The 11,750-nt window shown below is 72.3% G+C and carries 9 protein-coding genes; 3 read left to right on the plus strand and 6 right to left on the minus strand.

Features of this window, described 5'->3' with window-relative positions:
- The first annotated feature begins 206 nt into the window (after window positions 1-206).
- A complete protein-coding gene (locus AB0K12_RS24580; protein ID WP_364565505.1) occupies window positions 207-830 on the plus strand; it encodes a lytic transglycosylase domain-containing protein in 624 nt (207 codons plus the stop codon).
- Between the two features lie 71 nt (window positions 831-901).
- Window positions 902-2,896, plus strand: coding sequence for a glycosyltransferase family 2 protein (locus AB0K12_RS24585; protein ID WP_364565507.1), 1,995 nt, complete (start codon window positions 902-904; stop codon window positions 2,894-2,896).
- Here AB0K12_RS24585 and AB0K12_RS24590 read toward each other — a convergent pair.
- The 5 genes from AB0K12_RS24590 to AB0K12_RS24610 all read right to left on the minus strand — a co-directional run bounded on the left by AB0K12_RS24590 (window position 2,886) and on the right by AB0K12_RS24610 (window position 8,996).
- Window positions 2,886-4,031, minus strand: coding sequence for a tannase/feruloyl esterase family alpha/beta hydrolase (locus AB0K12_RS24590; protein WP_364565510.1), 1,146 nt, complete (start codon window positions 4,029-4,031; stop codon window positions 2,886-2,888). The genes AB0K12_RS24585 and AB0K12_RS24590 overlap by 11 nt on opposite strands.
- The gene (locus AB0K12_RS24595; RefSeq protein ID WP_364565513.1) at window positions 4,032-5,030 is read right to left on the minus strand and encodes an alpha/beta hydrolase; all 999 of its coding nucleotides are present in this window, start codon (window positions 5,028-5,030) and stop codon (window positions 4,032-4,034) included.
- On the minus strand, window positions 5,027-6,301 hold the full coding sequence (locus AB0K12_RS24600) for an MFS transporter (RefSeq protein WP_364565516.1): 1,275 nt from the start codon (window positions 6,299-6,301) through the stop codon (window positions 5,027-5,029). The genes AB0K12_RS24595 and AB0K12_RS24600 overlap by 4 nt, the downstream gene beginning before the upstream one ends.
- Before the next feature lie 62 nt (window positions 6,302-6,363).
- Window positions 6,364-8,244 carry a helix-turn-helix domain-containing protein gene (locus tag AB0K12_RS24605; RefSeq protein ID WP_364565519.1) on the minus strand — a complete coding sequence of 627 codons (1,881 nt, stop codon included), beginning with the start codon at window positions 8,242-8,244 and terminating at the stop codon, window positions 6,364-6,366.
- On the minus strand, window positions 8,244-8,996 hold the full coding sequence (locus AB0K12_RS24610) for a 3-hydroxybutyrate dehydrogenase (RefSeq protein WP_364565521.1): 753 nt from the start codon (window positions 8,994-8,996) through the stop codon (window positions 8,244-8,246). Before AB0K12_RS24610 ends, AB0K12_RS24605 begins: the two co-directional genes overlap by 1 nt.
- Before the next feature lie 242 nt (window positions 8,997-9,238).
- On the opposite strand from AB0K12_RS24610, the gene trpD reads away from it, so the two are divergent.
- Window positions 9,239-10,306 (plus strand): anthranilate phosphoribosyltransferase, encoded by a 1,068-nt coding sequence (gene trpD, locus AB0K12_RS24615; protein WP_364565524.1) that lies wholly within the window; start codon window positions 9,239-9,241, stop codon window positions 10,304-10,306.
- 3 nt (window positions 10,307-10,309) lie between these two features.
- Here trpD and AB0K12_RS24620 read toward each other — a convergent pair whose 3' ends face one another.
- Complete coding sequence (locus AB0K12_RS24620) at window positions 10,310-11,695, minus strand: class II fumarate hydratase (protein WP_364565527.1); 1,386 nt, start codon at window positions 11,693-11,695, stop codon at window positions 10,310-10,312.
- Window positions 11,696-11,750 lie beyond the last annotated feature (55 nt).

Here is an 11,750-nt window from a genome sequence, read left to right on the forward strand (position 1 = left end):
ACCAACATCACAATATTTCGGAAATCCGGAGCCAACCAGGTGGTTGGTGAAATTTACGGCAAGCAATTCCCGCGTTTCGGTTGCGGAGCACCCCCTAGGACAGGGCAAGCTCATGCATCGTGAGCCCCGGTCCGAAGCTGAGCGAGCGCCCCCCGAAGGAAGACCTTCCGCCGAGGCGCCGGCCTTCGCGCGTCACCCCCAAGCGGGTGATCATCACCGTGCTCTCGGTGGCCGTCGTCGCCGGCGGCGGCGGGTTCGTCGCCTACCGCGCCGTCGAGAACGCCAACAAGCCGCCGCAGTCCTTCACCATGGAGGACCTCGGCAAGCTGGCCAGCGGCGACCTCTACGCCCCGGACCCCGAGGCCGACCTCCTCAAGGCCGAGGCCGAGCAGGCCTACCGGGCCGACGAGCTCAAGAAGAAGCGCACAGGCGCCGAGGGCAAGGGCCTCGACTGGGTGGTGCCCAAGCGGGCGCCGGGCGGTGACGGCTTCCCCGCCGCGAACTTCCCGCCCGGCAGCAACCCCTCGCCCGGCAGCAACAAGGCCACCGCGAAGTCGATGATGGCCTCGTTCGGGTTCGGCGCCGACCAGTGGGGCTGCCTGGAGCGGCTCTGGCAGAAGGAGAGCGGCTGGAACGAGCGGGCGATGAACCGCTACTCCGGCGCGTACGGCATCCCGCAGTCGCTGCCCGGCAGCAAGATGGCCAGCGCGGGCGCCGACTGGCAGGTCAACGCCGCCACCCAGATCAAGTGGGGTCTCGGCTACATCAAGGGCCGCTACGGCTCGCCCTGCGGCGCCTGGGGCCACTCTCAGTCCGTGGGTTGGTATTAGCGGGTCAACTTTCCTTCTCCAATCGGCAAGCCGTCGCGCCTCATCCTGTATACGGGCGCACGCTGGGCCGCATGGGTGTGAAGGTCAGTGTGATCGTCGATGTCCACAATCCGGGTGACACCGCCGATGCGTGCATCCGCTCCGCGCTGGAGCAGACGATGCCCGCGGACGAATACGAAGTGATCTTCGTGGACGACGGGTCCACGGACGGGATCGCCGAGCGCCTCGACGCCATCGCCGCGATCAGGCAGAACGCTCGCGCGCTCCACCTGCCGCACACGGGCTCGCCCATGCGCGGACGCAACGTGGGCCTCGCCGCGGCCGCCGGCGACTACGTCTTCTTCCTCGGCCAGCACGACCGCCTGGAGCGGGACGCCCTGGCCCGCATGTACGAGCGCGCCGTGGAGAGCGACGCCGACGTGCTGGTGGGCCGCCTGGTACGCGACTGGGGCCCGCCGATGACCGCCTTCGAGCGCAGCACCTCGCGGGGGGACATCCTGCGCGACCGGCTGCTGACCGTGCTGACGCCGCAGCAGCTCTACCGGCGCGCGTTCCTGGAGGAGCACGAGCTGGGCTTCCCTGTGCCGGGCAGCCGCATGGGCGAGCAGGCGTTCGTGACGCGGGCGTACCTGCACGCCAAGGTCATCGCGGTGCTGGCCGAGCACGTCTGCTGCCACCTGGGGGAGCGGCCGCGCACCGAGGAGGACCCCAGGGCCATCGTCAAGGAGCTGCACCGGCTGCTCGACGACGTGGACATGTACCTCGGCGAGGGCCGCCAGCGCGACCGCGTCTACGCGCACTGGTTCCGCCAGGCGGTGCTGCGCCCGCTGGTCACCAGCAAGTTCGCGGACTCCTCGGTCGATCGGGGCGCGCACTTCAGGGTCGCCCAGGAGCTGACCGAGCGCCGCTTCCCCGAGCGGCTCGACCGCCACCTGCCGGTGCAGCTGCGCGTGGTGGCCGCGTACGTGCGCGCGGGCCGCCTCGACCAGATCGTGCTCATGGCGAACGCCACCAGGAAGGCGGGCCTGCGCGCCGACCTCACCGAGGTGCGCTGGGACGCCCACGTCCTGGTGCTGGGCCTGAGCGTCGAGGTGGTGACCGGCGACGGCACGCCCGACCGCTACCGGGTGGACGGCGACCGCCTGCACTGGATCCCGCCGCGCGCGCTCGACACCAAGAGGCTGCCCGACGACATCACCGACATCACCGAGGCCGTCGAGCGGGCCCGCGTCGAGCTGTACGTCCGCCACACCGAGACCGGGCTCGTGCACTTCCTGCCGCTGACCCAGGAGGTCGAGCGGATCGAGGACGGCCGCCGCAGGATGCGGGTGCGCATCAAGGGCGAGACCCGGCTGGACGTCACCCAGGCGGCCCTGGGCGAGCCGCTGCGGCCAGGCCAGTGGGAGGTGCACGTCCGCATGTTCTCCGGCGCCAACCAGGCGAGGAGCCGCGTCAGCCGCCCCGAGGGGCCGCTCAACTGCCTGGGCGTGCTCGCTCAGCGGCCCAGGATGCGGCTGGTGGTGCCGTGCTGGAGCGACCAGGGCGAGCTGGGCCTGGCCGTCGAGCCGCGCTCGTTCTCCGAGTCGATCGCGCTGGTCTCGCCGGGCGTGGAGGTCAAGCACATCGGCGGGCACGCGTACGTGGTGCTGCCGGTGCCGTACGTGCCGCCGAGCGGCGGGCCGCCCCTGGAGCTGGTGATGCGCGGCACCGGCAAGCGGGCCCGCGAGGTGTGCGCGCCCGCCCTGGTCGAGGCCGGGGTGCCGGGCAGGATCGCGGGCCAGCTCGTCGCCAAGGTGCCGGTCAAGCGGCTGCTGCCGGGCGTCGAGCACCTCGGGCCAGGCGCCTGGATGTGCTCGCTGCGCTCGTCCGAGGAGGAGGTCGGGCTGCGCTTCGCGCTGGAGATGCGCCGGGGCAGGATCGAGGCCAGGCCGGCCGCCGCCGCGGACCCCGAGCACTCGCCCATGGGCCGCGACACGGCGCTGCACCGGCTCGGCAGGAGGCTGCCCGGCGCGCGGCACATCGTGCGCCTGGCACGCGCGGGCGGCCATCGCTACCTCAAGGACTGACCCAGCGCTCCAGCTCGCCGAAGGCGTTCCTGAAGGCCGGCAGGATGGGCTTGAGCCGGTCGGGGTAGAGATCGACGAGACTGTCGAGGTGGTTGCCGCCCTCGATGCGGTGATAGCGGAAGGGGCGGTGCGGGCCGACCATCTTCGCGTAGACGTCGGAGTCGCGCGTGATGGGCAGGAGCGTGTCCAGCGTGCCGTGCAGCGTGATCAGCGGCTTGGTGATGCGGCCGGTCAGCCCGATCTTCGCCATGGCCGCGTACGGCCGGCGCGCGTCGTAGTCGTAGTCGGCCGGCGCGCCCGCGTACGCCGGGTCCAGCTCCTTCTGGTAGAGCTTCTGGGTCAGCTCCCAGTAGTAGTCCCGGTGGAACGGCCAGAGGAACTCCGACCCGGCCGCGAACCCGGCCGCCCGCACCCCCTGCTCGTCCGGATACGCCTTGAGCGCCTGCGGCAGGAAGTTCAGCAGGTTGTCGCCCTTGACCCGCCAGAGCGTGCCCTCCCAGTCGATGCCGCCGTCGTAGAGCCACCCGCGGTTCTCCAGCTGCCACCTGACGAGGTAGCCGCCGTTGGAGATGCCGGCCGCGAACGTGCGCTTGGCCGACCGGCCGTAATGCCGCTTGACCACGGCCTTGGCGGCCACCGTGAGCTGGGTGAGCCGGTCGTTCCACTCGGCGATGGCGTCGCCAGGGCGGCGGCCGTCGAGGTGGAAGTCCACGCCCACGTTGCCCTTGTCGGTGGCGGCGAACGCGTAGCCCTTCGACAGCACCCAGTCGGAGATCGTGTAGTCGTTGGCGTACTGCTCCCTGTTGCCCGGCGTGCCGCTGACCACGAGGCCGCCGTTCCACTTCTTCGGCAGCCTGATGACGAACTGGGAGTCGTGGTTCCAGCCGTGCGTGGCGTTGCCGGTGGAGGTGTCGGGGAAGTAGCCGTCGATCTGCGTGCCGGGCACGCCGGTGGGGTTCACGGTGGCGGCCGAGTGCAGGCCCGCCCAGTCGGCGGGGTCGGTGTGGCCGCTCGCGACCGTGCCCGCCGTGGTCAGGTCGGCCAGCACGGCGACCTCGACGTGTTCCGCGCCCGGCACGGTGAGCTTCGGCACCGGGGTGAGCAGGCTCGCGACGAGCGTGAGCGCGACGAACATCTACGCCTCCCCGAGGTGCTCGGCCAGCACACGGCGGAAGTCCTCAGGGCGTTCGATGTGCGGGCTGTGGCCGCAGTCGTCCAGCACCACCTCGCGGTAGTCGCCGTAGCGCTCCAGCACCGCCCGCATCTGCGTCACCATGGGCTGCGCGGGCGTGCCGGGCGAGCCCGGCACCGCGCCGATCGCGCCCAGGTGGGCGAGGTCGAGCAGCGAGGTGTCGGAGACGATCACGTCGTCGGCGCCCCTGAGCCACAGGATCGGCGGCTTCGGGTCGATCTCGGGCAGGTCGTCCAGGCGGAAGTGGACGGGGGAGATGGCGTTCAGCACGCCGGTCTTGCCCGGCGCGACGCCCGGCCAGGTGCCGGAGGCGACCGCGTCGCCCGGGTAGTGCGACTCGCCGACCCGGGTGGTCAGCATCGAGCGCAGGTAGAAGTCCTCGTCGGGGACCGGGTTCTTGACGTACGTGCTCCTGAAGACGTTGCGCGGCGACGTCGGCGACTCCTCCGACAGGTCGCCCGCCTTGAGCCTGGCCACGAAGTCGGGGTTGGCCGCGCCCGCGCCGGAGCCGGTGCCGTCCTGGTGCGTCAGGCGGCCCTCAGGGCCCTCCGTGCCGCCCCAGCCGTACGGGGAGACCGGGTTGACCAGCGTGACGCTCCCGACCAGGCCCGGCCGGTCGCGCAGGAGCTGCAGCACCACGCCGCCGCCCAGGCTCCAGCCGACCAGGTGGACGCCGCCGAGGTCGAGCGCCTCGATCAGCTCGATGAGGTCGTCGGAGTAGTCGCGCAGGCCCCTGGTGGCGTCCACCGGCGCGGGGTCGCTGTCGCCGAAGCCGCGCAGGTCCACCGCGAGCGGCCGGAAGCCCTCGGGCAGCGCCGGCAGCGTGTCGCGCCAGAACGCCGACGAGGAGACGTTGCCGTGCACGAACAGCACCGGCGTGCCGGTGTCCCTGCCCTCGACGGTCATGACGTGCTGGGTGAGCCTGGATGTGGTGACCCTCATCGCGTGGTGGTCCTTTCCGCGAGGTCGCTGCCCTGAGTTTCGCGCGCCGCGTACACGGCGGCCAGCGTGAGCACCGCCGCGAGCGCGAGGTAGATGGAGATCGGCACGCTGCTGGCGTACTCGCGCAGCAGGGCCACCGCGATGATCGGGGCGAGGGCGCCCGCCACGATGGCCGACAGCTGCGCGCCGATCGAGACGCCGGTGTAGCGGGTCCTGGTGCCGAACAGCTCGGAGAAGAAGGCGGCCTGCGGGCCGTACATCATGCCGTGGAAGAGCAGGCCGACGGTGACCGCCAGCGTGATCGCGAAGAAGTTGCCGGTGCCGACCAGCGGGAAGAACGCGAAGATCCACACGCCGATCCCCGCCGCGCCGGCGAGGTAGATCGGGCGGCGGCCCACCCGGTCCGACAGGGCGCCCCACATCGGGATCGTCACGAAGTGGATGGCCGAAGAGACGAGCACCGCGTTCAGCACGGTCGAGTTGTCGATGCCGCTCTGCGTGGCGTACGTGATGACGAAGACGGTCAGCAGGTAGAAGGAGATGTTCTCGGCCAGCCGGGCGCCGATCGCCACCACCACGTCCTTGCCGTGATGGCGCAGCACCCCGACGATCGGCGCGCGCGCCTCCGGCGGCGCCGCCTGGAACACCGGCGACTCGGTGATCGTCAGCCGGATCCACAGGCCGATCAGCACCAGCACCCCCGACAGCAGGAACGGCACCCGCCACCCCCACGACAGGAACGCCTCGTCCGACTGCCAGGCGGCCAGGGCCGCCAGCACGCCGGTGGCCAGCAGGTTGCCGCCCGGCGCGCCCGCCTGCGGCCAGGAGGCCCAGAAGCCGCGCCGTGCCGTGTCGCCGTGCTCGGAGACGATCAGCACCGCGCCGCCCCACTCGCCGCCGAGCGCGAAGCCCTGCACGAGCCGCAGCGCCGTCAGCACCAGCGCGGCGGCCGGCCCGAGCGTCTCGTACGTCGGCAGGCAGCCGATCAGGAACGTCGCCGTGCCCATCATCAGCAGGCTGACGACCAGCAGCGTCTTGCGGCCGATCCGGTCGCCGAAGTGGCCGAAGACCAGACCGCCGAGTGGCCGGGCGACGAAGCCGACCGCGTAGGTGAGGAACGACAGCAGCGTGCCGGTCAGCGGGTCGGAGTCGGGGAAGAAGAGCTTGTTGAACACCAGGGCGGCTGCCGAGCCGTACAGGAAGAAGTCGTACCACTCGATGGTGGTGCCGATCAGGCTCGCGGCGACGATCTTCTTGATGGAAGTGGCCATGCCGGTCACCGTAGGGTGTGACCGGAGTCACTCATATGGTGCGAGAGCCCACAGTCTTCCGCTCAGCTGTGTGGGTCGTCGGTGCGGCCCAGCCGGTGCAGGCGCAGCGCTAGCTGGATCTCCAGGGCCCGCTCGGGGTCCGTCCAGCCGTCGCCGAGCAGCTTGGCGACGCGGTCGAGCCGCTGCGTGACGGTGTTGACGTGGATGTGCAGCGCCTCGGCCGTCCGCGAGGGCGAGCCGCCGGTCCCGAAGTACGCGGTCAGCGTGTCGGCCAGCGCGGTGCCCCGGCGCGCGTCGTAGTCGATGAGCGGGCCGAGCACCCGCGTGACGAAGCCGCGTACGTCGCGGCCGTCGCCCATGAGCAGCCCCACGAAGCCCAGCTCGACCGCGCCCGCCCCGTCGCCCGCGCGGCCGAGCGCGATCAGCGCGTCCGCGCACCTGCGCGCCTCCTGGTAGGCCGCCGCGACCTCGTGCGCGCCGGCCTGCTGCCGGGAGTCCGCCCATGATCCGCCCACCCGGGCCGCGCCCGCCGTCGCCGGGCTGTGCAGCGAGGCCGTCAGCTCCGCCGCCACCCGCCTGGCCACGCCGCCCGCGTCGTCGCCCGGCAGCAGCAGCACCACCTCGTCGCCGCGGCCCGCGGCCAGCCCGTGGCGCACGGCGGCCTGCGAGGACGCCCAGAACGCGGCCCGCTCGCGCTGACCCCCGTGCTTGACCACCACCACGATGTGCGGCGCGCCCAGGTCCATGCCCAGCCTGCGGGCACGGTCGGACAGGCCGGGCGACTCCGGCCGGGAGATCAGGTCGTCGAGCAGCTCGCCCCTGACCCGGCCCTCGGCCTCCGCCACGCTCCTGCGGAACAGCAGCAGCAGCGCGCACACCAGCGCCGCCCGCTCCAGGATCCGCTCGTCGGCGTCGTCGCTGCGCAGGAGCAGCGTGCACAGCGGCTCGCCGCCGACGTCCACGGAGGCGATCAGCAGGTCGCCCCTGCGCACCGTACGCCCCAGCGCCCGCGACGCCTGCGCCGCCTCGAACACCCCCGCGTCAAGCTCGCCCACGTCACCGCTGATCGCCCTGCCCAGGTCGTCGAGCACCGCGAGCGACCCGCCCAGCACGTCGGTCACCACGGCCGCCACGTCCTCGATGCCGCCGCCGCGCAGCACCAGCGAGGTCATGCGGTCGTGCGCCAGCGCGGCCCGCTCGACCGCCTCGCCGTGCTCCCTGGCCGTCCTGTGCGCCTGGGACAGCTCCTCCAGCGCGTTCCTGGTCTCCTGCAGCAGCCTGGCGTTGTCGATCGCCACCGCGGCGTGCGCCGCCAGACTGGCCAGCAGCGACACCTCCTCCTGGTGGAACGGCCGCGCGCTGCGGTTGGCCGCCATCAGCACGCCGATCACCCGCTGGCCGAGCCGCAGCGGCACGCCCAGGATCGCGACCAGGCCCTCCTCGGTGACCGCCTCGTCGATGTGCTCCTTGTGGCGGAAGCGGGCGTCGGCGAAGTAGTCGGCCGTCGCGTACGGCGTCGCCGTCTGCGCCACCAGCCCGCCCAGCCCGTGTCCCATCGCCAGCCGCAGCGCACGGAACTTCGCCGAGATCGACCCGTCGGTGACCCGCATGTACGTGTCGCCGCGCTCGGGGTCGTGCAGCGTCATGTACGCGATGTCGGTCGCCAGCAGCTGCCTGGCCCGGTGCACGATGGCCTCCAGCACCGCGTCGAGGTCGCGCAGGGCGGCGAGGTCGCCGGCGGTGTCGTACAGGGCCGACAGCTCCGCCTCGCGCCGCGCCCGCCGCTTGAGCAGGTCGCGCACCTTCAGCGCCTCGACCTTGGCCTGCTCCAGCTCCTCGATCGCCGCCGGGTCGGCGCCCGCCGCCCGCGCCTGGATGATCGGCCCCTCGAACTCGACCGCCGACGCCTCCCTGGCCAGCAGCTCGAGAAACCGCCTGACCACTACCGCGCCGTCCAGCCGCCGTCCACGGGCAGCGACACGCCCGTGATGAACGACCCGCCTGGACCGCACAGGTAGGCGACCATGTCGGCCACCTCCTCCGGCTCGATCAGCCGCTTGATCGCGGCCGGCGCGAGCATGATGTCCGTCACGACCTGCTCGGGGTCGATGCCGTGCACCCGCGCCTGGTCGGCGATCTGCGCCTCGACCAGGCCGGTCCGCACGTACGCGGGGCAGACGCACACCGAGGTCACCCCATGGGGCGCCCCTTCGAGCGCCACCACCTTGGAGAACCCCTCCAGCGCGTGCTTGGCCGTCGTATAAGCCGACTTGTACGGCGAAGCCCGCAGCCCGTGCACCGACGAGATGTTCACGAACCGGCCCCAGCCCCTGGCGTACATGCCGGGCAGCACCTTCCGCGCGATGAGGAACGGCGCCTCCACCATGACTTTGAGCATCGTGGCGAACACCTCGGGCGGGAACTCCTCGATCGGCGCCACGTGCTGGAAGCCCGCGTTGTTCACCACGATGTCCACCGGGTCGCCGGGCAGCGCCGCCACGAAGCCGGGATCGCTCAGATCGGCCACCACGGCCGTGCCGCCCACCTCGCCCGCCACCTTCTCGGCGGACTCGGCCCGCACGTCCACGACCAGCACCCTGGCCCCCGCCGCGGCCAGACGCCGGGCGCAGGCCGCCCCGATGCCGCCGCCGGCGCCCGTCACCAGCGCCGTCCGCCCCGTCAGCTCCTTCGCCATACCTCGCACCCTAGGCGCTCGACCCCCGCGGGCAGCATGGGGCCGAGCGACATAGATGCGCGGCGTCCTATGTGGATCAGCGGCGTCTGCTATGTTGGAGGGCATGATCGCGTATTCGTCCCAGTGGTGGTCCGCCTCTTAGGCGGTCCTCCCGGCGCGATACGCACACGGCCGCCTCGACGAGGCGGCCGTCACCGTGTGGTGGGTGTCCCCCCGTCGAGCACAGACGAGAAGGGGAACCCATGACCTCCACCTGGCCGCAGCTCCTCACCACGCTGCTCGACGGCGTGTCGCTCACCTCCCGCCAGGCCGCGTGGGCGATGGACCAGATCATGTCAGGGCGCGCCACCGACGCCCAGATCGCCGCCTTCGCCGTCGCGCTGCGCGCCAAAGGCGAGAGCGTCGCCGAGGTGTCGGGCCTGGCCGACGGCATGCTGGCCAGGTCGGCGGCCATCCGGGTGCCCGGCGACCCCGTCGACCTGGTCGGCACCGGCGGCGACCGCGCGGGCACCGTGAACATCTCCACCATGGCCGCCGTCGTGGCCGCCGCCGCGGGCGCCAAGGTGGTCAAGCACGGCGGCCGCGCCGCCTCCTCCATGGCCGGCTCTGCCGACGTGCTGGAGGCGCTGGGCGTGGTCGTCGACCTGCCGCCCGCCGCCGTCGTACGCGTGGTGGAGGAGACCGGCATCACGTTCTGCTTCGCGCCCGCCTTCAACCCGGCGCTCAAACGCACCTCGGCGCCGCGCCGCGAGCTGGGCGTGCCGACCGTCTTCAACTTCCTGGCCCCGCTCACCAACCCCGCGCTGCCGCCCGCCCAGGCCGTCGGCGTCTACCATCCGTCGATGGCGCCCGTGATCGCGGGCGTGCTGGCCGAGCGCGGCTGCTCCGCGCTCGTCTTCAGGGGCGACGACGGGCTCGACGAGCTGACCACCTGCGGCCCCTCCACGATCTGGCTGGTACGCCGCGGCGCGGTCACCCGCACGACCTTCGACCCGCTCGACCTGTCGATTACCCGGGCGCGTCCCGACGACCTGCGCGGCGGCGACGCCCGGCACAACGCCGAGGTCGCCCGCGCGGTGCTCGCCGGCGAGCCGGGGCCCGTGCGCGACGTCGTCCTGCTGAACGCCGCCGCCGCGCTGGTGGCCGCCGACGGCACGCCGCCCGCCGCCGAGCTGACGCCCGCGCTGGCCGCCGCCGTCAAGCGGGCCGCCGACGCGGTCGACTCAGGCGCGGCGCTGTCGCTGCTCACCCGCTGGGCGCACGCCACCCAGGAGACCGCCGCCCGGCTGCGGCCCGTCAGCTCCGGCTGAGCGTCACGGCCTGGTCATCGACAGGACGTCGAGGGCCGCGTCGAGCTGCTCCTCGGTCAGCGTGCCGGCGGCGACGTGGCCGCGCTCGACGACGACCTCCTTGATCGTCTTGCGCTCCGCCAGGGCCTGCTTGGCGATCTTCGCGGCCTCCTCGTAGCCGACGTAGCGGTTCAGCGGGGTCACGATGGACGGGGACGACTCGGCGTACTCACGGAGCCTGTCCACGTTCGCCGTGATCCCGGCGACGCAGCGGTCGGCGAGCAGCCGCGACACGTTCGCCAGCAGCTTGATCGACTCCAGGATGTTGCGCGCGATCACCGGCAGCTGCACGTTCAGCTCGAAGGTGCCCGACGCGCCCGCGAACGTGATCGCCGCGTCGTTGCCGATCACCTGGGCCGCGACCATCGCCGTGGCCTCGGGGATCACCGGGTTGACCTTGCCCGGCATGATCGACGAGCCGGGCTGCAGGTCGGGCAGGTTGATCTCGCCCAGCCCCGCCCGCGGCCCCGAGCCCATCCAGCGCAGGTCGTTGGCGATCTTGGTGAGCGACACCGCCACCACCTTGAGCTGCCCCGACAGCTCCACGATCGAGTCCTGCGCGCCCTGCGCCTCGAAGTGGTCGCGCGCCTCCAGGAACGGGATGCCCGTCGCCTCGCGCAGCTTCGCGATCGCCCGCTGCGCGAACCCCTGCGGCGTGTTGATGCCCGTGCCCACCGCCGTGCCGCCCAGCGGCAGCTCCAGGACGTGCTCCAGCGCCGCCGTCACCCGCACCACCGCGTGCTCAAGCTGCGTGGCGTACCCGCCGAACTCCTGGCCCAGCGTCACCGGCGTGGCGTCCATGAGATGCGTACGGCCCGACTTCACCACCCCGTCGAACTCCACCGCCTTCTCCCTGAGCGCCTCCGCCAGATGGCGCAGCGAGGGCAGCAGGTGGTACGTCACCTCCGTGGCCGCCGCCACGTGGATCGACGTCGGGAACACGTCGTTGGACGACTGCGAGGCGTTCACGTGGTCGTTCGCGTGCACCGGGCGGCCCAGCCGCTCCTCGGCCAGCATCGCGATCACCTCGTTGGCGTTCATGTTGGACGAGGTGCCCGAGCCGGTCTGGAAGACGTCGATCGGGAACTGGGCGTCGTGCTCGTTCTCCGCCACGTCCGCCGCCGCCTGGGCGATGGCCTCCGCCATGTCCTTCTCGATCACGCCCAGCTCGCCGTTGACCTCCGCCGCCACCGCCTTGACCAGTCCGAGCGCCGCGATGTGGGACGGCTCCAGCGTCCGCCCCGAGATCGGGAAGTTCTCTACGGCCCGCTGCGTCTGCGCCCGCCACTTGGCGCCGGACGGCACGCGTACCTCACCCATGGAGTCATGTTCGATCCTGAACTCACTCATGCCGTCCAGTCTTACCCACCGCGTACCGCTCCCGCCGAACCCCACCGGCGTTTCC

Origin of the sequence: Nonomuraea sp. NPDC049419 (genome assembly GCF_040676995.1) — a bacterium.
Taxonomy (GTDB): Bacteria; Actinomycetota; Actinomycetes; order Streptosporangiales; family Streptosporangiaceae; genus Nonomuraea; species Nonomuraea salmonea.

Excerpts from the sequence above, each read along its gene's own strand:
- AB0K12_RS24595 (WP_364565513.1), bottom strand. The coding sequence starts at position 5,030 with ATGAGGGTCACCACATCCAGGCTCACCCAGCACGTCATGACCGTCGAG.
- trpD (WP_364565524.1), top strand. The coding sequence starts at position 9,239 with ATGACCTCCACCTGGCCGCAGCTCCTCACCACGCTGCTCGACGGCGTG.
- AB0K12_RS24600 (WP_364565516.1), bottom strand. The coding sequence starts at position 6,301 with ATGGCCACTTCCATCAAGAAGATCGTCGCCGCGAGCCTGATCGGCACC.
- AB0K12_RS24620 (WP_364565527.1), bottom strand. The coding sequence starts at position 11,695 with ATGAGTGAGTTCAGGATCGAACATGACTCCATGGGTGAGGTACGCGTG.
- AB0K12_RS24610 (WP_364565521.1), bottom strand. The coding sequence starts at position 8,996 with ATGGCGAAGGAGCTGACGGGGCGGACGGCGCTGGTGACGGGCGCCGGC.
- AB0K12_RS24585 (WP_364565507.1), top strand. The coding sequence starts at position 902 with ATGGGTGTGAAGGTCAGTGTGATCGTCGATGTCCACAATCCGGGTGAC.
- AB0K12_RS24590 (WP_364565510.1), bottom strand. The coding sequence starts at position 4,031 with ATGTTCGTCGCGCTCACGCTCGTCGCGAGCCTGCTCACCCCGGTGCCG.